At 69.6% G+C, this 21,234-nt stretch carries 21 protein-coding genes; 6 read left to right on the forward strand and 15 right to left on the reverse strand.

Translation table 11 applies throughout. From position 1 onward, the window contains the following. Positions 1 to 7 precede the first annotated feature (7 nt). Both kdpA and kdpF read right to left on the reverse strand, forming a co-directional pair. Positions 8 to 1,669: a potassium-transporting ATPase subunit KdpA gene (kdpA, locus tag FB561_RS06685; protein ID WP_145804136.1), complete on the reverse strand. Its 1,662-nt coding sequence runs from the start codon at positions 1,667 to 1,669 to the stop codon at positions 8 to 10. After that, positions 1,669 to 1,758 (reverse strand): K(+)-transporting ATPase subunit F, encoded by a 90-nt coding sequence (gene kdpF / locus FB561_RS06690; protein WP_145804138.1) that lies wholly within the window; start codon positions 1,756 to 1,758, stop codon positions 1,669 to 1,671. The genes kdpA and kdpF overlap by 1 nt, the downstream gene beginning before the upstream one ends. 295 nt (positions 1,759 to 2,053) lie before the next feature. Here kdpF and FB561_RS06695 point away from each other — a divergent pair, with 295 nt between their 5' ends. Then, the gene (locus FB561_RS06695; RefSeq protein WP_145804140.1) at positions 2,054 to 2,692 is read left to right on the forward strand and encodes a hypothetical protein; all 639 of its coding nucleotides are present in this window, start codon (positions 2,054 to 2,056) and stop codon (positions 2,690 to 2,692) included. Here the strand turns inward: FB561_RS06695 and FB561_RS06700 are convergent, their stop codons facing one another. Both FB561_RS06700 and FB561_RS06705 read right to left on the reverse strand, forming a co-directional pair. Beyond that, complete coding sequence (locus tag FB561_RS06700; RefSeq protein ID WP_145804142.1) at positions 2,693 to 3,553, reverse strand: PhzF family phenazine biosynthesis protein; 861 nt, start codon at positions 3,551 to 3,553, stop codon at positions 2,693 to 2,695. It lies immediately after the preceding gene. A gap of 74 nt (positions 3,554 to 3,627) precedes the next feature. Next, on the reverse strand, positions 3,628 to 4,023 hold the full coding sequence (locus FB561_RS06705; protein ID WP_145804144.1) for a RidA family protein: 396 nt from the start codon (positions 4,021 to 4,023) through the stop codon (positions 3,628 to 3,630). Positions 4,024 to 4,137: 114 nt separating this feature from the next. On the opposite strand from FB561_RS06705, the gene FB561_RS06710 reads away from it, so the two are divergent. Continuing rightward, positions 4,138 to 5,256 (forward strand): TIGR03118 family protein, encoded by a 1,119-nt coding sequence (locus FB561_RS06710; protein WP_145804145.1) that lies wholly within the window; start codon positions 4,138 to 4,140, stop codon positions 5,254 to 5,256. Positions 5,257 to 5,309: 53 nt separating this feature from the next. Here the strand turns inward: FB561_RS06710 and FB561_RS06715 are convergent, their stop codons facing one another. The 4 genes from FB561_RS06715 to FB561_RS06730 all read right to left on the reverse strand — a co-directional run bounded on the left by FB561_RS06715 (position 5,310) and on the right by FB561_RS06730 (position 8,473). Beyond that, positions 5,310 to 5,849, reverse strand: coding sequence for a hypothetical protein (locus tag FB561_RS06715; RefSeq protein ID WP_145804147.1), 540 nt, complete (start codon positions 5,847 to 5,849; stop codon positions 5,310 to 5,312). Continuing rightward, positions 5,842 to 6,774, reverse strand: a complete 933-nt coding sequence (locus tag FB561_RS06720) for a class I SAM-dependent methyltransferase (protein ID WP_337692291.1) — start codon at positions 6,772 to 6,774, stop codon at positions 5,842 to 5,844. Before FB561_RS06720 ends, FB561_RS06715 begins: the two co-directional genes overlap by 8 nt. Positions 6,775 to 6,865: 91 nt before the next feature. Continuing rightward, positions 6,866 to 7,435: a cysteine dioxygenase gene (locus tag FB561_RS06725; RefSeq protein ID WP_145804151.1), complete on the reverse strand. Its 570-nt coding sequence runs from the start codon at positions 7,433 to 7,435 to the stop codon at positions 6,866 to 6,868. 108 nt (positions 7,436 to 7,543) lie between these two features. Next, positions 7,544 to 8,473, reverse strand: coding sequence for an amidohydrolase family protein (locus FB561_RS06730; protein ID WP_145804153.1), 930 nt, complete (start codon positions 8,471 to 8,473; stop codon positions 7,544 to 7,546). Positions 8,474 to 8,589: 116 nt separating this feature from the next. On the opposite strand from FB561_RS06730, the gene FB561_RS06735 reads away from it, so the two are divergent. Next, complete coding sequence (locus tag FB561_RS06735) at positions 8,590 to 9,597, forward strand: LacI family DNA-binding transcriptional regulator (RefSeq protein WP_145804155.1); 1,008 nt, start codon at positions 8,590 to 8,592, stop codon at positions 9,595 to 9,597. Between the two features lie 93 nt (positions 9,598 to 9,690). Here FB561_RS06735 and FB561_RS06740 read toward each other — a convergent pair whose 3' ends face one another. Further along, the gene (locus FB561_RS06740) at positions 9,691 to 11,139 is read right to left on the reverse strand and encodes a GAF domain-containing protein (RefSeq protein ID WP_145804157.1); all 1,449 of its coding nucleotides are present in this window, start codon (positions 11,137 to 11,139) and stop codon (positions 9,691 to 9,693) included. 109 nt (positions 11,140 to 11,248) lie between these two features. Here FB561_RS06740 and adh point away from each other — a divergent pair, with 109 nt between their 5' ends. Together adh and FB561_RS06750 are read left to right on the forward strand one after the other, a co-directional pair. Next, a complete protein-coding gene (adh, locus tag FB561_RS06745; RefSeq protein ID WP_145804159.1) occupies positions 11,249 to 12,772 on the forward strand; it encodes an aldehyde dehydrogenase in 1,524 nt (507 codons plus the stop codon). An 11-nt stretch (positions 12,773 to 12,783) separates the two neighbouring features. Then, a complete protein-coding gene (locus FB561_RS06750; RefSeq protein WP_145804161.1) occupies positions 12,784 to 13,161 on the forward strand; it encodes a DUF779 domain-containing protein in 378 nt (125 codons plus the stop codon). 108 nt (positions 13,162 to 13,269) lie between these two features. On the opposite strand, the gene FB561_RS06755 is transcribed toward FB561_RS06750, so the two are convergent. From FB561_RS06755 to FB561_RS06780, 6 genes are all read right to left on the reverse strand, one after another. Then, the gene (locus FB561_RS06755; protein ID WP_145804164.1) at positions 13,270 to 15,768 is read right to left on the reverse strand and encodes a GH116 family glycosyl-hydrolase; all 2,499 of its coding nucleotides are present in this window, start codon (positions 15,766 to 15,768) and stop codon (positions 13,270 to 13,272) included. Next, positions 15,752 to 16,399: a hypothetical protein gene (locus tag FB561_RS06760; protein ID WP_145804166.1), complete on the reverse strand. Its 648-nt coding sequence runs from the start codon at positions 16,397 to 16,399 to the stop codon at positions 15,752 to 15,754. The genes FB561_RS06755 and FB561_RS06760 overlap by 17 nt, the downstream gene beginning before the upstream one ends. After that, complete coding sequence (locus tag FB561_RS06765) at positions 16,396 to 17,220, reverse strand: carbohydrate ABC transporter permease (protein WP_238334681.1); 825 nt, start codon at positions 17,218 to 17,220, stop codon at positions 16,396 to 16,398. Before FB561_RS06765 ends, FB561_RS06760 begins: the two co-directional genes overlap by 4 nt. Further along, the gene (locus FB561_RS06770; protein WP_145804167.1) at positions 17,205 to 18,125 is read right to left on the reverse strand and encodes a carbohydrate ABC transporter permease; all 921 of its coding nucleotides are present in this window, start codon (positions 18,123 to 18,125) and stop codon (positions 17,205 to 17,207) included. The genes FB561_RS06765 and FB561_RS06770 overlap by 16 nt, the downstream gene beginning before the upstream one ends. Positions 18,126 to 18,129: 4 nt before the next feature. Continuing rightward, positions 18,130 to 19,455 carry an ABC transporter substrate-binding protein gene (locus FB561_RS06775; RefSeq protein WP_145804170.1) on the reverse strand — a complete coding sequence of 442 codons (1,326 nt, stop codon included), beginning with the start codon at positions 19,453 to 19,455 and terminating at the stop codon, positions 18,130 to 18,132. Between the two features lie 127 nt (positions 19,456 to 19,582). Next, on the reverse strand, positions 19,583 to 19,996 hold the full coding sequence (locus FB561_RS06780) for an RbsD/FucU family protein (protein WP_145804172.1): 414 nt from the start codon (positions 19,994 to 19,996) through the stop codon (positions 19,583 to 19,585). A 124-nt stretch (positions 19,997 to 20,120) separates the two neighbouring features. Between FB561_RS06780 and FB561_RS06785 the strand changes: the two genes are divergently transcribed. After that, positions 20,121 to 21,110 (forward strand): hypothetical protein, encoded by a 990-nt coding sequence (locus FB561_RS06785; protein WP_145804174.1) that lies wholly within the window; start codon positions 20,121 to 20,123, stop codon positions 21,108 to 21,110. Positions 21,111 to 21,234 lie beyond the last annotated feature (124 nt).

The raw sequence follows: 21,234 nt of genomic DNA on the forward strand, positions 1-21,234 counted from the left end.
AGGGTGGTCACAGTCCCTCCGCGAGGGGTCCGAGAGTGAGTGCGGGGAAGTAGGTGAGGCCGGTGACGATCAGCACGACGCCGACGAGCATCGTGACGAACAAGGCCTTGTGGGTGGGCAGCGTTCCGGGGGTCACCGGGACCGGCCGCTGACGGGCGAACGACCCGCCGAGGGCGAGGACCAGCACGATCGGGACGAACCGGCCGAGCAGCATCACCACACCGAGCGCGGTGTTGTAGAAGGTCGTGTTCGCGCTCAGTCCGCCGAACGCGCTGCCGTTGTTGTTCGCCGCCGAGGTGAACGCGTAGAGCACCTCGGAGAACCCGTGCGGGCTGTCCACGTTGAAGATCGAGGCCCGCGCACTCGCCAGCCCCATCGCGACCGCGGTCCCGATCAGGACCAGCGAGGGCGTGGTCAGGATGTACAGCGAGACCAGCTTCATCTCCCGGGCGGTGATCTTCTTGCCCAGGTACTCCGGGGTCCGGCCGACCATCAGCCCGGCCACGAACACGGCCAGGACGGCGAGCACGAGCATGCCGTACAACCCGGAGCCGGTACCGCCCGGACTGACCTCGCCGAGCATCATGTGGAACAACGCGGCCCCACCGCCGAGCGGAGTGAACGAGTCGTGCGCGGAGTTCACCGCGCCCGTGGAAGTCCCGGTCGTCGACGACGCGAACAACGCGGACGCCCAGATCCCGAACCGGGTCTCCTTTCCCTCCATCGCGGCCCCGGCGGCCTGCGTCGCCGTACCGCCGCCGGCCGACTCGAACGCGGTCGCGGCGATGGTGAACCCGATCCACAGCGTGCTCATCACCGCGAGCACGGCGTACCCCTGCCGCTTGTCCTTGACGAGCACGCCGAACGTCCGGGTCAGGCAGACCGGAATGACCAGCAGCAGGAAGATCTCGAACAGGTTGGACAGCGGGTTCGGGTTCTCGAACGGGTGCGCCGAGTTGGCGTTGAAGAAGCCGCCACCGTTGGTCCCGAGCTCCTTGATCACCTCCTGGCTGGCCGTCGGCCCGCCAGGAATGGTCTGGGTCTGCCCCACGACCGAGGTGACCTCGTGGCCGCCGGCGAAGTTCTGGATGACGCCGGTCGCGACCAGGATCAGGCCGCCCACGATCGCCATCGGCAGCAGGATCCGCCAGACCGTCCGGGTCAGGTCGACCCAGAAGTTGCCGAGCCGGTCCGTCGCCGACCGGGACAGGCCGCGGACCAGCGCGACCAGGACCGCGATCCCGACAGCCGCCGAGACGAAGTTCTGCACCGCGAGTCCGAGGAACTGGACCAGGTGGCCCATCGTCGCCTCGGGCGAGTACGACTGCCAGTTGGTGTTGGCGACGAACGACGCGGCAGTGTCGAACGCGAGCGACGGCTCGACGCCCGGGAGACCGCGGGACAGCGGCAGCTGCGACTGCAGGCGCTGGAGCAGGTAGAGCAGGATCAGCCCGACGGCCGAGAAGGCGAGCACCGACCGGGCGTACACGGCCCAGGTCTGGTCGGCCTTCGCGTCGACGCCGAGGAGCTTGTAGATCCCGCGTTCCACCCGGCCGTCCCGCTCGGAGGTGTAGACGCGCGCCATGTACCCGCCGAGCGGGCGGTAGACGATCGCGAGGAGCGCGACGAGAAGGCCGGCCTGGAGCAGGCCGGCGGAGGTGTCGGACATCAGAACCTCTCGGGGAAGACCAGGGCGGCGACGAGGTAGACGACCAGGGCGGCGGCGATCACCAGACCGGCGATGTTCTCGGCACTCACAGCTTCTCCACCCCTCGCAGCACCAGCCACACGGTCGCGAAGACGGCAACACAGACGACGAGGAAGACCAGATCCGTCATGGCCGGACCCACCCCTCGGACGAAGTACTCATGTCTCTACTGGACCTCGGCCGCTGCGCTGTCAGGAGTCTTCTCGCAGCACTCTCACGAGTGCCGGCGCAGCTCTCACGGGGATCTCACAGTCCCCTTTCCGGACCCGACTTCGCGCTGACGGCCGCAGCCCTGATACTTACGCCTGGCAATCAGCGATCCTCACAGAGTTAGGGAAGACCGCAGTGACTGAAGTGGACAATCGGCAGTTCCCCGCCCAGGGTTCCGAGCAGTTCTTCACCGAGGAGACGCGCAAGGCGCTGGCCGAGGCGAGCCGGCTGCTCGCCGAGCGCCTGCTGGCCCACACCGAGGCCCTGCTGGCGATGACCGGCAGCGAGGAGCAGACCGCCCTTTTCGAGCAGAACGCGGCGCTGGAGGAAGTGGTCGACGGCTGGAACGACGCGGTCTTCGAGCACACCGGGACCGCCCCGCTGCTGCTCGACGACGAGGTCGAGGAGGTCGAGGAAGAGGACGAGGCCGACCAGGACCACCTGATCAGCGTGGTGTCCCGGTTCGACCTGAAGGTGGTCGACCTGGACGCGCTGCTCGAGGCCGGCCGCGCGGCGCAGCAGCGGCACCCGGTCGAGGTGGACGACCCGTCCGACCCCGACCCGGTCGACACCGCCGAGCAGGCGATCTACGAGATCAGCCGGGAGACCGGTGAGGCGTGGTTCGAGTTGCCCGGCGTCGACCTGGTCGCCGGAGCGCGCGCGTACGTCGTCCCGGAGTACCCGTTCGAGCCGCTCGAGGCGGACGCCGACGACGTGATCACCGAGATCAGCGCACCCAACGGAACCGTCACCCACGCCGAGACCTGGGCGTAGTCACCCCAGCAGTTCTCCGTCCAGGACGGTGACCGCGCGGCCGATCAGGTGGACGCGGTCACCGGCCAGGACGACGCGGACGACGCCGCCGCGCGGGGACGCCTGGTACCCGGTCAGGTGGTCTCCGCCGAGCCGAGCGGCCCAGAACGGCGCGAGCGCGGTGTGCGCACTCCCGGTCACCGGGTCCTCCGGGATCCCCGACGCCGGCGCGAAGAACCGCGACACGAAGTCGTACTCCGCGGTCGGCTCGGGTGTGGCCGCCGTCGGCGCCGATGCCGCGGCCGGTTTCGCGGCCGCGGCAGTGATGATGGTGCCGCGGACGGCGTCGGTGCGGTTGAGGCGTTCGAGGAGACCGAGGTCGGGGGTGAGGGCGCGGACCTGGGCCTCGTCCGCGAGCTCGACCAGCAGGTCGCCGAGCGCGCCGGTGCCGTACACGCCGACCGGCTCGACGCCGAGCGCCTCGGCGAGACCGGCCGGCGTCGTCAGCGGGACCGGCGGCGAGACCGGGAAGTCCAGCGTCACCTCGCCGTCCTCGCCCACCGACGCCGCGAGCACCCCGCTCAACGTCCCGAACCGCACCTCGCGCTCGATCAGCTTGTCGTCCACCAGCGCCTGCGTGGTCGCCAGCGTCGCGTGCCCGCACATCCGGACCTCGACCGCGGGCGTGAACCAGCGCAGCTCCCAGTCCGCCTCCGCCGGCCCGACCGGCCGGGCGAACGCGGTCTCGGCCAGGTTCAGCTCGGCCGCGACCCGCTGCATCCAGTCCGTGTCCGGCCACGGCCCGAGCGGCAGCAGGCAGACCCCGGCCTGGTTGCCCGCGAACGGACGGTCGGTGAACGCGTCGATGATCCGGATTCGCATACGCCCGAACCTAGTGCCCCGCGTGCCCCGCGGGCAGGATCCGGACCAGATCCAGTTCCCGGCGAGTGGCCCGGTCAGGCGATCGCGACCGCCTCGATCTCGAGCAGCCATTCCTCGGCGTAGATGTCGCAGATGATGATCGTCAGCGCGGGCGTGTGCTCGCCGAGCACCTCCTCGCGGATCTTCGAGTTCGCGGCCCGGTACTGCCGGTCGGACAGGTACATGGTCACCTTCACCAGGTTCCGCGCATCCATCCCGGCCTCACCGAGCACCGCGAGCAGGTTGCGCCAGACCATCCGGCACTGCTCCTCGAACTCCTCCGGGATCCGGCCCTGGTCGTCACCCCACGGAACCTGACCGCTGACGAACACCATGCGCCGCCCGCCGTCCACCTGGACCCCGTGCGTGTAGTTCCCGGTCGCGGCCGGCAACACCGCCGGGTTCAGCGGCGTGATCGCGAGCTCTGTCATCTGGTCTCCCCACCTCGTCGTCGACTCGGGACTGTTTATCTCGCGAAGGGGTGAACCGGCCACCGGATTCCCTCGTGTGGAAGGTGTTCCAGTCCCTACTCGAAGGAAAGTGCCATGTCGCTACGCCTGAAGGGCCGTCCGGTCGCCCTGGCCACCGCTTTGCTCGGTGGCCTCGCGTTGATGGCGCCCGGCACCGCCGTTGCCCATCGGTCGCATCCGCCCCGCACCGACCTCGCAGTACAGCAGGTGAACCTGGTCTCCGATCTCCCGGGCAAGGCCGCGTTGACCGATCCCGATCTGGTCAATCCGTGGGGTCTGTCGCTCGGTGCGACGACGCCGTTGTGGGTTTCCAACAACGGCACCGCGTCCTCGACGCTCTACACCTCGCCCCCCGGCGCGACCACCGCCACCAAGGTGCCGACCGTCCGCGTCGACGTCCCGCCGCTGCCGACCGGGCAGGTCAACAACCCGACCACCGGCTTCGTCCTCACCAAGGGCCAGGTCAGCGCGCCGGCCCGGTTCATCTTCGCGACCCAGAACGGCAAGATCGCCGCCTGGGGTCCGCCGGTCAGTCCGCTGATCGGCGCCGCCCAGATCAAGGCCTCGGTCCGGGGCGCGGTGTACACCGGTCTCGCGATCGCGACCGACCGGCACGTCACCCGGCTGTACGCGGCGAACTTCGCGCAGCGCCGGATCGACGTGTTCAACCACAAGTTCCACCTGGTGAAGCAGCCGCGGTGGGCGTTCCAGGACCGGCACCTGCCGAAGGGGTACGCACCCTTCAACGTGCAGACGCTGCAGGGCCGGATCTTCGTCGCGTACGCCAAGGTCGACCCGGCCACCGGCGAGCAGCAGGCCGGCCGCGGTCTCGGCTTCGTCGACGAGTACACCCCGACCGGCCGGCTCGTCGACCGTGTCGTCGCCCGCGGTTCGCTGAACGCGCCGTGGGGACTCGCGATCGCGCCGTCGTCCTGGGGCAAACTGGCCGGCGCCCTGCTGGTCGGCAACTTCGGTGACGGCCGGATCAACGTGGTACTGCCGAAGCCGCACCACCGCTTCGACCACCGGATCTTCGGTCAGCTGACGAACGGCCACGGTCACACCCTGGTCATCCCCGGTCTGTGGGCCCTGCTCCAGGGCACCGCGACCACCGGCGGTACGGACTCGATCTTCTTCTCCGCCGGGATCGACGACGAGAACCACGGCCTGCTCGGCGTACTTCGCCACCCGTAGGACCGCACCGCTGCCCAGGACCTGGGGCTCCCCAGATCCTGGGCAGGGCGGCGTCAGAACAGCACCAGGTCGAACGGATCGCGCCGGCGGTACGGACGCCAGTCGGTCAGATGCGGATGCACCAGCCAGCGGATCCGGCCGCTGCCCTCGACCAACGTCCCCGGCGCCGCCACCCAGTCCTCGACCCCGGTATGCAGCACGCCACCGGCCGCGGCGATCCGCTCCGCCTCGATCGACCCCGGCTCGACGAAGAACCACCACCGCCGCCGAGCCGGTGCCATCGCGGTCGGGCAGGCCGCCTTCAGTTGGTGGTTGAGCAACGCGCCGTACTCCGGCGGCAGGTCGACGACGTCGAAGTCCGCGGTCACCAGCGCGATGTCCCACGGGTACGCCTTCCAGACCCCGGCGGCGACGAACCCGTTCCGGATCGGCTCCCCGACGGGATGCGGCTCCACGCAGTCCCCGAGGTCACACGGGCAAACGCCGTGCCACGGTACCGCCAACGCGGCGACCGGCCACCCGTTGGCGGCGTACCGGACGGCGCGCTCGTACAACCGACGGGCCTTCCGGCTCCGGCTCCACGTCTCAAGCACGCTGACCAACTGCGAACAGCAACGAGCTCGCGGGGACCAGCTCGGGGCAGCGGTCCGCGAGCCGCGAACACGCGAGCGCAGTCTCCAACGGGTCCGGCTGGTTGAGGCTGTCGGGCAGCCCCTGATCGCGGAAGTGCGCGTCGATCGCCACCGTCAGCCAACCACCCGGCCCCGTCAGCCCGTGCACGGTGACGCCTCGCAGACCCGAGTTCACCAACTCGGACCGCAGCTGGGTCACCGTGTGGTACGTCGTGTGCGCCATCCGCTCGTTGTCCGGGCTGAACCCGGTCTCCAGGATCTCGGTCACGACCTGCTGCCGCTCGAGCAACCGATTGGCCAGTGCGGACCCGATCAGGTTCGCCGCCCGGTTGATCGCGATCACCGCCACGAACCCACCAGGCCGCAGGACCCGAATCGCCTCCCGCAGCGCCAACCGCCGATCCGCGGCCTCGGGCAGGTGGTACATCGGCCCGGCGAGCAGGACCGCGTCGAAGTCCTCGTTGTCCCACGGCAACCGCCGGGCATCCCCTTGTACGGAAGCGATCCCGGCGGCCGTGGCCTGGTCGACATGCCGCCGTACCGGGTCGAGCAGCTCCACGTCGTACCCGGCCGCCTGCAACCAACTGGCATGTACCCCAGGCCCACCCCCGACATCCGCAACCCGGGCCGGCGGAGGCGGAAGATACCGCCCCAGAAGCTCCCCGACCCGAACCCGCTCGAGCCGCCCCTTCAAAGTCCCACTGAGCCGAACAGCCTCGTCATGCCGCGTGGTGTAGTGAACCTCGATCTCAGCATCAACCGTCATCCCCCAACCCTGCGAACCGAACCCCGATCCCCAGAGGCCAGATCCCAGGGCAACCCGGGGCATCCCAGGGCACCTACCCTCCGTTGCCCGACACACGGAGTGCGGACGTGCAGCACTCATCAAGTACTGCTGATCGACAGCAGCGCGCCGTGGTCAGCCGGGGTGATGGGCTGGAGAGGGGGTTCGTGAGTGGTGGCGGTCCGGACGACCCTCAGTCCAGGGGGCGGAGTTCGTCGGCGTAGGAGACCGAGATGCGGCGGAGGACTCCGTCGCGGACCGAGTACTGGCCCATGCGCCACAGGGGTGGGCTGTAGGCGTGGACGGTGACCGAGCCCTTGTCGAGACCGGTCAGGCGGTGGATGTGGTCGGGGCCGAAGCCGTAGACGTCGCCTGCTTCTACTTCGGTTTCGACGGAGCCGGAGGCGTTGCCGATGGAGAGGTTGTGCTCGACCAGTTTGCCGCGCGCTACCGCTACCGCTCCGGAGCTGACGTCGTGGTCGTGCCAGCCGGTGTCGTTGACCGGGGTCCAGCAGATCAGCCAGACGTCCACGTTGGCGTCGCGGTGCAGGGAGGCGAAGACGCGCTCCTCGTCGCTGTACGCGACCTGGTCCTCCCACAGGTGCGGCTGGGCGGCGATCGAGGCGGCCAGTTCGGCGAGCTCGGTCTTGTCCAGGTCGCGGCCCGGGAGGCTTTCCAGCGACAAACAGTCGTTGAGCTCCACGAGCCGGCCGGCTTGGCGCGCTGGTACGACGGGTAGGTCGGTCACGGGCTGAGCAGTCACTGCACTCCCCTCTCGGGATCTCGCCGGGCTGGTGGCCCGGCTCTGGATGGTCGCCCGATCACGCTTCCTGCGATCGGGCCGGCGTACCGACGGCTGCCGGTACGAAACTCAGGGCGGGGACGTACCGGTCGGCGCCGGCCAACTCGCGCCGGGCGGTGCCGCGCTCCCGAAGAGCAGGCGGTGCGGGTTGTCCTGCCGGATGACCGCGGTGGCCGCCGCTCCTTGCCGAAGCTCGGTGATCCCCGCGTACGGGCGGTCGGTGCCGTGGACCACCTGGTCGATGCCGAGCACCCGGGCGACCGCGTCGACACCTTGTGGTCCGTAGCTCGACGTGTCGACGTAGAGGTTCGGGTCGATCGTGCCGAGGCGCCCTCCACGGGCAGCGAGCCGTTCGTGCTGGACGGGAGCCAGACCGGCCGCAGCCACGAAGCACACCCGCAAGTTCGGGTACTCCCTGCGTCCGCCGTAGGCGTGCCACGCCCACCAAGCCGCCTGCAGCTGGTTCGTGTAGTCGACCACCGGCGCCCACCAACCTGGCACCTCACCAGCAGGCGGTACGGCGGGGCCCGGGTGCACCAGGATCGGCTTGTTCGCGCGCTCCGCAGCGGTCAGCAGCTCACCGGCACCAGCCCACGCGGACGGCGTACCGAGCACCTGCGCCGGCAACTGCAAACCCAGGAATCCCTTGGAAAACAAGGCCTCCAGGCCCGCCACGTCCGGGTCGAGCAGATCTACCGACGCCCAGGCCCGGAACGGCTCCGGCAACGTCAGCGCACCGTCGTGCCAAGCGTCGAGCAGCGCCTGATCGCCGACTTGCTCGACCCCCAACGGACTCGACAGCGACACCGCCGCCAATGACGTCCCCGCGTCCTGTTCGAGGGCGACCCGCTTGTCCACGGCGTGCGCGGCCGGGTCCACCTCGTACGGCGCCTCGCCGGCGGTGTGCAACGTCCAGCCGTCCAGGTACGGCGGCTCGGGCCGGGCCCGCAGCCGGTCGACGAACTCGGCCGGCCAGAGGTGCTGGTGGACGTCGATCATCCGCGCCCTCCCTTCACCGAGCCGACCTTTTGAAGCGCTTCAAGACCCTTAGAGTGAAGCGCTTCAAAGCCGTGTTTGTCAACCGAGTGTCCGGGCCGCGGTCTAGGCTCGTCCCCATGTCCGGACGCAGGCCCACCCTCAAGGACATCGCGGCGGAGACCGGCCTCTCGATGGCGGCGGTGTCCTACGCGCTCCGCGGTCTGCACGGGACCCCGGAGACCCGGCAGCGGGTCCAGGAGGCCGCGGACCGGCTCGGGTACCAGGCGGATCCGGTCGCCCGCGCGCTCGCGTCCGGCCGGAGTGGTTCCGTCGGCGTGCTCTGCGCCTCGCTCGAGGACCTCTGGCAGCAGCGACTCGCGGCCGCGCTCGGCCGGGAGCTGCTCGCCCCGGACCGGAACGCCTGGATCATCGACTCGGCCGGCGACGGCGACCGCCAGCTGGAACTGGCCCAGCACCTCGTCGACCATCGCGCCGACGCGATCGTGGTGATCCCGATCGACCCGGCCGCGCCGGGCTGGGCCGCCATCGCGCGGCAGGCCCCGGTGATCGCGATCGGCGACGAGCTGCCCGCCGCGAAGGCGAAGTCGGAGGTCCTGTTCGACAACGAGACCGGCATCAGTACGGCGCTGCGCCGGCTGGCCGACGCGGGTCACCGGACCGTCGCCGTGCTCAGCCCACAACGCCGCTTCGGCAGCGAGCGCCCCTCGGAGGAGATCGCCCAGCGGGTCGCGTTCGAGCTCGGCCTGAAGATCCTGATCGCGCCGTGCACGCACGACCTGACCGGCGCGGCCGAGGTGGCCCGCACCCTGCTGACCGGCAACCCGCGGCCGACCGGCGTGCTCGCGCTCGCCGACTCGATGGCCTTCGGGGTGTACGCCGCGTGCGCCGAGCTCGGCATCCGGCTGCCGCAGGACCTGTCCCTGCTCGGCTACGACGACCAGCCGATGTCCCAGCTGCTCACGCCGCCGCTGACCACGCTGCACTGGCCGCTCGACGACCTGGTCGCCGATGTGGTCGCCCGCGTCACCTCGGCCGTCGACACCAACCGCCGGGTCCGGCGGACCACCGTGACGCCCATCCTGATCGAGCGCGGCTCGGTCGCCGCCCCGCCCGCGAAGGCGTGACGGCGAGCCGGATGCACCCACGACGGTCACACCGTCGAAATTAGACCAATCAAGTGGACTTAAATTTCACCGTCCAGCATGTGAACAATCTGCTCAGTCAGTGAGGCGCCGCAGCCGGGCCGTGACCGCGGCGCGGCGGGGGTCGTCGGCGGGCAGCCAGTGCGCCAGGGACTCGAAGACCTCCAGGTCCTCGGCGCCGACCGAGGTGTCCGCGTACCGCCAGAGCAGGTCGGAGTCGCCGGAGTCCAGCACCGCCCCGCGCAGGGTGACGTCGAGCTCGTCCCGTTCGGCGCGCAGGGCCGGGGCGTCGGAGCGGCCGAGCAGCGGTCCGCTGTACTGGTCGAGGGCGCGGGCCAGATCGCCGGTACGGACGGCGCGCTGGACGTCGGTCACGTCACCGCTGACGTCGGCCACGATCCGGTACGGCTTGGTGTCCAGGACGCCGTCGCCGAGCAGGTTGCGCAGCCGGTGCATCTCCGCGCGGACCGTCGTCGGATTGCCCTCGTCGCCGTACAGCTGCAGCATCAGCTGCTCGGCGGTGAGTCCGGCCGGGTGCAGCAGCAACAGCGCGAGGACCTCGGCCCGGCGCAGCGTCAACGCGATCTCACGACCACCGACCACGGCGATCGGTTGCCCCGAGCCCAGAAGCTTGAGCCGGAGCGAGGCGCGTCGGCGGCGGGCCGCGCCCGGGATGCGCAGCAGGAAGCCCTCGTCGAGCTGCTCGACGACCCCCTCCCGGCCATCGCCGAGATCGATGCGATCGGTACCGGGCGGGACGTTCAGCCGGTCCGGCAACCAGGCCAGCGGCTGGACCGCGAGGACCCGGCCGGTCGGCGTCAGCAAGGCGCCCGGGGCGTCTCCCAACGCGATCAGGTGCCGCATGTTGCGGGCCCGCAGCACCTCGTCGGCCGCGGCCATCCGGACCCGGAGCTGACCCTCGGCGAGCTTGGCCGCCGCGGTCACCAGCGCCATCATCGCCGGATGCACGGTCCGCAGCGGGCCGGAGACGTCGACGGCGCCGAGCAGCTTGCCGGTGTCCGGGTCGTGGACAGGCGCGGCCGCACACGTCCACGCGTGGATCCGGCGGACCAGGTGCTCGGCCGAGTGGATCTGGACCGGCTGGTCGGCCGCCAGCGCGGTCCCCATCCCGTTGGTCCCGATCGCGTCCTCGGCCCAGACCGCGCCCTCGGACAGGGCGATCCGGTCGGCCTGCCGGCGGACCTCGGCGGCACCCTCGCGCCAGAGGATCAGCCCCTGCGCGTCGGTGACGATCATGATGTGCGACGCCTCGTCGGCGATCGTGGTCAGCGTCTGCCGCAGGATCGGCAACACGGCGTACAGCGGGTGGCCGGACCGCAGCTCCTCCAGCCGATCGCCGGACACCACCACCGGCGGCGCGTCCAGCTCGGGATCGACCAGCGCCGCGAGGGACCGTTGCCAGGACTCCGCGACGAGTGGGCGTGGCACGCCGGGCACCCGGCCACCGCCGAGCACCTCGTCGTACAGCTCACTGAGCCGGCGGGCCTGCTCCGGTGGGTCCACGCTTCAGCCTCGCTTGGAATCGGCGGCTGTTCAAGACCACAACCCTATGCAACGTCCGTGCAACGTCGCGCGCTCTAGCTTGTCGGGCACCAGCACCGCAGGAGGACCAATGACGATCTATGCGGCTCCCGGCCAGGCAGGCAGCCCGGCCGACTTCAAGTCCCGGTACGACCACTACATCGGCGGCGAGTGGGTACCGCCGGCCAAGGGCGGGTACTTCGAGAACCCGACCCCGGTCACCGGCGAGAACTTCACCGAGATCGCGCGCGGCACGTCCGACGACGTCGAGCGCGCCCTCGACGCGGCCCACGGCGCCGCCCCCGCGTGGGGCCGGACCTCGGCGGCCGAACGCGCGAACATCCTGAACAAGATCGCCGACCGGATCGAGCAGAACCTCGAACTGCTCGCCGTGGCGGAGACCTGGGACAACGGCAAGGCCGTCCGCGAGACGCTGGCGGCCGACCTGCCGCTCGCGGTCGACCACTTCCGGTACTTCGCCGGCGCGCTGCGGGCCCAGGAGGGCTCGATCTCGGCCGTCGACGACGACACCGTGGCGTACCACTTCCACGAACCGCTCGGCGTGGTCGCCCAGATCATCCCGTGGAACTTCCCGATCCTGATGGCGACCTGGAAGCTGGCGCCCGCGCTCGCGGCCGGGAACGCGGTCGTGCTCAAGCCGGCCGAGCAGACCCCGGCGTCGATCCACGTCCTGCTCGAACTCATCCACGACCTGCTGCCCCCGGGCGTGCTGAACGTGGTCAACGGGTTCGGCGTCGAGGCCGGCAAACCGCTTGCCTCCAGCAACAGAGTAGCCAAGGTCGCGTTCACCGGTGAGACCACGACCGGCCGGCTGATCATGCAGTACGCGTCGGAGAACATCATCCCGGTGACGCTCGAGCTCGGTGGCAAGAGCCCGAACATCTTCTTCGCCGACGTGGCGAGCGAGCGGGACGCGTTCTACGACAAGGCGCTGGAGGGGTTCACCCTGTTCGCGCTGAACCAGGGCGAGGTGTGTACCTGCCCGTCCCGCGCGCTGATCCAGTCGTCGATCTACGACAGCTTCCTCGGCGACGCGGTGGCGCGGACCCAGGCGATCAAGCAGGGCGACCCGCTCGACACCGACACGATGATGGGCGCGCAGGCCAGCAACGACCAGTTCGAGAAGATCCTGTCGTACATCGACATCGGCAAGGCCGAGGGCGCGAAGGTGCTCACCGGCGGCGAGAAGGCCGATCTCGGCGGCGCGCTGAGCGGCGGGTACTACATCACCCCGACGATCTTCGAGGGCGACAACAAGATGCGGATCTTCCAGGAGGAGATCTTCGGCCCGGTCGTCTCGGTGACCCGGTTCGACGACTACGCCGACGCGCTGAAGATCGCCAACGACACCCTGTACGGGCTCGGTGCCGGGGTCTGGTCGCGTGACATCAACACCGCCTACCGGGCCGGCCGGGAGATCCAGGCCGGCCGGGTCTGGACGAACTGCTACCACGCCTACCCCGCGCACGCGGCGTTCGGCGGGTACAAGAACTCCGGCATCGGCCGGGAGAACCACAAGATGATGCTCGACCACTACCAGCAGACCAAGAACCTGCTGGTCAGCTACTCGCCCGACAAGCTCGGCTTCTTCTGAGCGAGCCGGCGATGGTCGACAGGGTGTCCCTCACGGACGAGGCGGCGGAGCTGCTCCGCCGGCTCACCGAGATGCACGGTCCGCTGATGTTCCACCAGTCCGGCGGGTGCTGCGACGGCAGTTCCCCGATGTGTTACCCGGACGGGGAGTTCAGAACGGGGTCGGCGGACGTGCATCTGGGCAACTTGACCGTCGACGGACTGGCGCAGCCGATCGGCTTCTGGATGTCGGCGAGCCAGTACGAGTACTGGAAGCACACCCACCTCACCGTCGACGTGGTCAAAGGTCGTGGCAGCGGGTTCTCCGTCGAAGCCCCCGAAGGCGTCCGCTTCCTGATCCGGTCCCGCTTGTTCAGTGATGAAGAGTCCCGAGAACTGGGCATGCTCTGACCCAAGCTCCCGGTGGTGGTGCCGCAGCGCCACGCGGCACCACCCCGGGCCAAGAACGAGTGCCGACCGTCCGGTGGCGTTGCCGGGCGGCCGGCGCTCTCTTTCGTCTCAGGTCAGACGCACGACCAGAGGGCTGCCGGGGACGACTGCTGCCGAGTCGGTCGGGATCGCTGCGCCGTCGACCTGGATGGTCTTCAGGTCGAGCTGGCCGGAGTGGCATTCGATGGTCAGCTCGTCGGCCGTTCGGTGGGCAACACCCCAGCCGGTACCCGCGACGAACGGGAGCCGCCAGCCGTCCTCCGAGCGCGCCAGCTCCATCGGGGCGAAGGCGACGGTCCCGGTGAGAGCGTTGTAGCGGAAGCCGGCCAGCGCTTCCAGGACAGACCAGCCGGCCGCGTTGCGGATGTAGTGGTCACCGCACTCGATCGGGTTGAACGGGTTGCGCCGCGTTCCGTCGTACCGGTCCCACAGGCCACGCAGGATCGCCTGGCCCTCGTCGACCAGGCCCTCGTACAGGCAGTGCGCGGCGACCTGGTGCTCGGATCCGGTCCACACCTCGTCGCAGTACCGGGTCGGTACCGCGGGACGCCCGCCGTGCGGCCACGTGCACATCAGCAGCCCCGTGTCGTCCCCGTCGGCGAACACGCGGTACGGGTGGTCGAACCCGTCGAACCCGGTCCGCAGGTTGTGCCGTACTACGTTGCGCAGCGCGGTGCGGACGTGGTCGGCGGGGAGGATGTACCCGAGGTCGAGCTGGTGCGCCCACCACTGGCCGATCAGCTGGTCCGCGAGGCAGCCGTCGCCCCACTGGAAGTCCTGGTTCTCCTCCGGCGACAGCACCTGCCGGTAGTACTCACCGGTGAACAGCAGCTCGTCGTACGCCTTGCTGCCCGCCTCGAACAACGCCCGGTACGGCTTCGCGTCGTCCCCGACCAGCAGCGCCATCTCCTCGGCAGCCCGCAACGCGGCGAGCCAGTACGTCCCCATGAACGAGTTGACCCCGCACAGGTCGATGTCGTGCGTACTCGGCTGGATCCCGCGCAGCACCCCGGTACCGTCCGGGTCCCACTTGTCCCGGATGTGCTGGAGCAACCGGACGACGTTGGGCCACCGCTCACCCAGCCACTCCAGCCCGGCTCCCTGGCGGACCTCGCGGTACGTCTTCAGCACGTTCCCGAGCATGCCGTCGAGCGCCGGCTCCTCGGGCCCACCGATCACCACGTCCCACAGCTGCCGGTGGTACGTCGGGGCGATCACGCGGTGCGGGATGTACCCCTCGGGCGCCTGCATCACGTCGTACTCCGTGTCCCGCATGTTCCGCTCCAACGCGGGGAAGAGCCGGGACAAGGTCTGTTCGTAGTTCCACACGTGGGTGCAGTTCAGCGGGCACGAACCGCCGTACCGGCCGCCCCACATCGCCGTGGACGCACCGAGCACTCCCTCGAACCCGAACACTGTGCCGTCGGCCGTCCGGAACACAGTGGGGCTCCGCACGTCGGCGACCAGCGCGGCGAGCCGTGCACCGGCCTCCCCAGGCAACGTGCTCTTGGTGAACGCGTCCGCCCAGTCCTGACCCGCGGCGGCCAGGTCGTTCCACTGTGCGGTCAACGCCTCGGCGGCGGCGACCGCGTCGGGCTGTGCCTGCGTGTACGCGTTGCCGAGCCAGAAGCGGGTGTGCCCGTAGTCCATCCGGCGCGCACCGAACTGCGGGAAGTCGACATACCGATTCGGGAAGTGCCACGCGATCAGGAACCGCAGCCGCACCGTCTCCCCCGCGCCCAGCTTGAACGGCGCCGCGAGTCCGCCGTTCCACGTGGTCCCCGGAGCACTGGGGCCGTCCGCGACGACGGGGCGCTTCGACGGCCGCCCGACCAGGAAGGAGGCGAACTGCTCGGGCGAGGCCCACTGCGCGTACGCCTGTGTGCCGGCGGCATCCGCGCTAAGTACTAGTTGGCCCGCGCCCGCGTGGTCGGCCGGGAGCGTGCTGTTCTCCATCACGAGCGAGGTCCAGCCGTCCCGCTCGCGGGCGCGGTTCGTGTTGCCGCCGTACAGGCCGCACGCGACACCGTCGATCGGAGTGACGCCGTCCCAGCCGACCGAGTTCTGCAGGGCGCCGCCGAGCCAACCGTGCAGCTCGACGTCACCCGGGTTGTGCAGCGTGAAGGTGAACGCGGCCACAGGTTGCGAACTCGCGGCCGCGTCCAACGGGACCAGCGGGTTGAACGCCTCCAGGCTCACGTCCACCGGCAGGTCGGTGTCGAAGTCGATCCTCGCGTTCGGGTACACCGCGGTCACTGTGGCCGCGCCGATCGACGGCAGCACCTCGTGCAACCTGCGCTCCCCGGCCGGGATCACGTCGTCGGTGACCAGCGGGGTGTTCGTTGCCTCCAGCAAAGGCCCTTGCAGCAGCCGGACCTCGTCCACGGGCGGCTCGATCCGGGACAGCCGAAGCGCGAAGAAGCTGTCCGGGACGTAACCCTCGTGGTTGCCGATGTTGTGCAGCTGCCACTGCCGCAGGGCGCCGTTGCCCGCCAGCGCGACGGTGCCGGTCCCCAGTCCACCGAGCGGCAGGGCGAAATGCCGCAGGTGCTCACCGGTGTAGTGCATGCAGGTTCTCCGTCCGATAGACAGTCCAGGTCCCGGCCGAGGCGAGCAACGCCACCGGACCGGGCGCGAGCAACAACAGGGACGCGGCAACCGATACGCCGAGCAGCATCGCGACCACGACGACCGACACGACACCGAGCGGGATCCACGGGCTCCGAGCCACCAGGGTGAGCGCGGTCAACCACAGCTCCTTGCCGCGCAGCCCCGCGGTCACCCGCAGACTGAAGGCACTGAAGGACGCGAGTACGGCGAGCACCGACGCGCATCCGCTGATCCCCAGCGGCACAAGCATCACGGTGCTCCCCGCGAGCGACCAGTTGACCAGAGCAACGGCAGCCAGGACGCCCGGCACGATGCCGACCGCGAGGCCGTGACGCCAGTAACGCCTGATGTTCCGGAACAACAACGCGACCCCACCGGCGTCACGGAGTACGACCGAGTCCGTGGACGCGACCAGGCCCGCCCACACCGGGGATACGAGCAGGACGCTCAGCAGGATCGCGAACGGGCCCATCCCTGGAAGGACGGCGACGACGGCGGCGAACGCCGTACAGACGAGGACACCGGAGACCGCCAGCAACGGCAGCTCGTGCCAGAGCGCGCGGAGTGCGGCCGGAAGGCGATCGGTCATGCGCGCAACCCGGTGGTCGCGATGGACGCGATGAACGACCGCTGGAAGATCAGGAACAGCACCAGGATCGGCAGCACCACCAGGGTGATCGCGGCGAACAGCACCACCGCCGGGCCACCGCCCATCGCGCCCTGCAGCGACACCAGGCCGACCGGCAGGGTCATCTTCTCCGGCGACGACAGGAAGATGTACGGCCAGAAGAAGTTGTTCCAGGACGCCTCGAAGACGAAGATCCCGAGCGCGGTCAGGCCGGGCCGGGCGAGCGGCAGGATGACCCGGAACAGGATCCAGAAGTGCCCGGCGCCGTCCATGATCGCGGCCTCGTCCAGCTCCCGCGGGATCGACGCGATGTACTGGCGCAGGAAGAAGATGCCGAACACGTTCACCAACGCCGGCAGCCAGATCGCCACCGTGGTGTCCACCAGGTGCAGCCAGCGCATCAGCACGAACACCGGGACGACGGTCAGCTGCACCGGGACCACCAACGCGGCGAGCAGCACCATGAAGATCTGATCGCGCCCCGGGAACCGCAACCGGGAGAACGCGTACGCGGCCAGGGCGCTGGTCAGCAACGAGCCGGCCGTCGTGATCACCGCGATCTGCAGGCTGTTCCAGGCCATCTGCGCGAACGGGATCAGGTCCGGGACCTGGCGGAAGTTCTCCAGCGTCGGCGGACTCGGGATCCACTGCGGCGGCAGCTGGAAGGCGTCGATCGGCTGCGACAGCGCGGTGACGACCAGCCAGACCAGCGGCGCGATCATCAGCAACCCGCCGAGCACGAGGACGAGGTCGAGCAGCTTGCCCTTCACTGGTGCACCCACTTCCGGCTCAACCGGAACTGCAGGCCGGTGACGATCATGATCACCACGAACAGCACCAGCGACAGCGCCGCGGCGTACCCGACCTCGAAGGACTGGAAGCCCTTCTCGTAGGTGTACTGCACGATGCTGCGGGTGGCGCCGTCCGGACCGCCGTTGGTCATGATCACCATCGGGTCGAAGATCTGGAACGCGCCGATGAAGGTGATCACGGTCGCGAAGAAGATCGTCGGCGACATCACCGGCAGCGTCACACTCCAGAACCGCCACCACGCGTTCGCGCCGTCCACCCGGGCCGCCTCGTGCAACTGGGCCGGCACCGTCTGCAGCCCGGCCAGCAGGATGATGAAGGTGTACCCGATGGTGTGCCACCAGTCGACCACGATCAGCGTCGGCAGCGCCCAGGTCGGCGAGGCCAGCCAGTTCGTCGTCGGCAGGCCGAGCTCCGACAGATAGTGGGTGGCCAGCCCGAAGGTCGGATCGAGCACGTACTTCCAGACCAGCGCGACCGCCGCCCACGACACCAGGAACGGGAAGAAGTACGCGGTCCGGACGAAGTACTTCGTGCCGCGCGTCATCGTCCGGTGCACCCCGAGCGCGAGCAGCATGCCGATCCCGATGTGCGTCACCACCGAGGCGATCGCGAACACGAACGTGTTCAGCACGGCCCGGATCGTCGCCTCGTCGGTGACCAGCTGGCGGAAGTTGTCCAGCCCGGCGAACTCCGGCGTACTGAGCAGGTCCCAGTGGAACAGGCTCAGCCCGAACGCGGCCACCAGCGGCGCGGCGACGAAGACCAGGAACAACAGCACCGCGGGACTGATGAACAGGTAGCCCGGCAACCAGTCCCGGCGTTGCTTGGGGGTCGGCTTCTCGGTTCTGGTCAGCTCCGCGACCGCGGTGGCCATCGGTTCAGACCAGCCCCTCGAGTGCCGTCTGGGCCTTGCCGAGCGCGTCGGCCGGGGCGGCGTTGCCGGTCAGCACCTGCTTCCAGCCGTCCTCGATCGCCTTCTGGATCGCGGCGCCCTTGTCCGGCGACGGGATCGGGGTCGCGTAGCTCAGCGCCTGGTACAGCGACTCGGTGCCCTTCGGCGCGTCGGTCAGGAACGACTGGCTGTTCGCGATCGACTTGCGGGCCGGGACGATCGTGCCGCCGAGCTGGGCGAAGAACGACGAGCCCTCCTTGGAGATCAGGAACTTGATGAAGGTCCAGGCATCGTCCTTCTGCTTGGACGCCTTCATGATCGGGTAGCCGTTCCAGCCGACCGGCGAGCCCTGCTCGACCTTGGTCGGCCACGGCACGATCCCCATCTTCGACTGGAACTTGAGGTTCCGGATGCTGATGATCGGCCAGCGGCCGCCGCCGAACATGGCCAGCTTGCCCTGCGCGGCCGCGGTGGTCGCGTCGAACGTCCCACCCGGCGGCGGCGACAGCTTGTCCGCGACCAGGGCCCGGTTGAACTCGGCCGCCTCGATCACCTTCTGATCGTTGAACGTCGGCTTGGACCAGTCGTCGGTGAAGCTGCTCGTCCCGTTGGTGAGCAGCCACGGCATGATCGCCGCGAAGTACTCCGGACCCGCGGCGTACCCGAACGCGCCGGTCTTCGCCTTGATCTGCTCGCACGCCTTGCGGAAGTCGTCCCAGGTCCACTTCGCGGTCGGCTCGGCAACGCCGGCCTTGGCGAAAAGGTCCTTGGAGTACCACATGCACATGGTGTTGAACTCGCCCGGCAGGTAGTACGTCTTCCCGTCGGTGGAGCTGTACTTCTTGTTCCACTCGACCAGGTTCGGGTCCATGTCGGTGTAGTAGTCGTCGATCACCGCCTGGTCCTTGGCGATGTAGTCGTCGAGCGGGGCCAGCAGGCCCTTGGACGCGAACAGCCGCTGGCCCTCGGTGGCCACCTGGATCACGTCCGGGACCTGGCCGCCGGCCAACCGGGTGGACAGCTTGTTGAAGAAGTCGCCCCAGTTGGACAGCGGGATGCCCTCGGCCTTGAGCTTGATCTCCGGGTGCTGCTCGGTGAACTTCGCGAACAGCTTGTTCCAGGTCGCCTGCTGCTCGGCGGTGCCCATGTAGACGAAGGACAACTCCTTCGACGACGAGCCGCCGGCACCGTCGTCACCACCGCAGGCGGACAGCGTCCCACCCGCGGCGGCGGCGATCGCGGTACCGCCGGCGGCGCGCAGGAAGCCACGGCGGCTGAGATTCGGCAGAGATCGATCGGTGGCAGGGCTCATCGCGCTCGCTCCTCGAGACCGGCGCGACGACTCGTCACCAGCGGGTCCGCGCCTCGGCGGGAAATCGATTTCTCGCCAGCATAGAGCCCGCCGCATCACCTCTGTCAAGGGTGTTCGATCAAATGGTTCAGACCACAACACCCAAGGTGAGCAGGATGTTGGCGTACAGACGTTGCTCGCCGGTGGCCACCGCGACGGCCAGCTCGGGGCCGCGGGCGGTGGCGTAGAAGTCGGCGCGCGCCAACGGTTGGAGGGCGATGCCGGGCAGCAGTTCGCGGAAGCGGCCGTACACGTCCGGTTCAGTACCGTCGTCGGTCGCCATCACCCGGGCCGCCTCGATCGGGACCACGCCGAGCAGGGTCTCGAGGACGTCGTCGACCGGGATCTGGCCGGGCCGCAGGTTCAGCCAGACCGTCTCGGCCGCCGGCGCCACCGCGGTCGCGTACGGATAGTTGCCGTCGGCCAGCAGGACGACGGAGCCGTGCCCGGCCCGGGCCAGCGCGTTCAGCAACGGCGGGTGGATCAACGGTTGACGCAGCACCAGGGACCTCCGGGAGCTCGGCGGGAAATCGAAATCAGGGTGTTCTCAGGGTAGGTCCAGCTCCACCTCGCGTGCGGGGCTCAACGCTCCTGTGGACACCGCCCGCGGTCCCGAGGATCGAGCCATGACCACGACCGTCTCGCCGTCCACCGCCCGCTCGGTCCTGCCGATCGGGCCGCACCGCCTCCATCGCCCACTGCTCGTCGTCGCCGCCGCGCTCGCCGTTCTGACCCTCGTCGGCATCGGCGGCGCCCTGTTCGACGACCGCGACCTGCTCGGCCATCCGCTCTGGATGAAGCCGCTGAAGTTCATGATCAGCTTCGCCGTGTACTGCGCGACGCTGGCGTGGATGTTGTCCCTGCAGACCAAGCGCCGCCGGCTGGGCTGGTGGATGGGCACCGTGGTCGCCGTCGGGGTCGCGGCCGAGATGGTGCTGATCGTCGGCCAGGTCGTGGTCCGCGGCCGGCAACTGCACTTCAACATGTCGACGCCGACGGACCAGCTGATCCACGACATCATGGCCGGCACGGTGTACGCGATCTGGGCCGCCGTCCTGGTGGTCGCGATCCAACTGCTGTTCGACCGGCCCGGTGACCGTGCGTTGCGATGGAGCATCCGACTCGCCCTCAGTACCACGCTGGCCGGCATGCTGCTCGGCAACCTGATGTTCCGGGCGACGCCGGCCCAGCAGCGGGCGATGGACGAGACCGGCCGGGAGGACTTCTTCGGCGCCCACTCGGTCGGCGTCGAGGACGGCGGACCGGGCCTGCCGGTCACCGGGTGGAGCACCGAGGCCGGCGACCTGCGGATCGGCCACTTCCTCGGCGTGCACGCGCTGCAGGCGATCCCGTTGCTTGCCTTGGGCCTCCTTCTGCTGGCCCGCCGGTACCCCGCGCTCCGGCCGGAGGCCCCGCGGACGGCCCTGGTCGCGATCGGCGCCGCGGCGTACGGAGGGCTGGTCTGGCTGGTGACCTGGCAGGCCGAGCGCGGCGAGTCGATCGTGCACCCTGGACAGGCGACACTCCTCGCGTCCGCTTCGTTGCTCGGAGCGACCATCTTCTCGTCGCTCTTCGTGGTGTTGCGCGCACGAAGGAAGTCCCTCGTCTCACCCTGATTCCGCCGATTTCCCTTCCCCGGGCCCACCCACAGGCTTAGGGTCGGGCCCGGACGGGTCGTGGAGGGCGACCCGCGCGACACAACTCCATGGAGCGTTGCTGTGAAAGTTTCAGGCAAAGGAC

Origin of the sequence: Kribbella amoyensis, assembly GCF_007828865.1 — a bacterium.
Taxonomy (GTDB): Bacteria; Actinomycetota; Actinomycetes; order Propionibacteriales; family Kribbellaceae; genus Kribbella; species Kribbella amoyensis.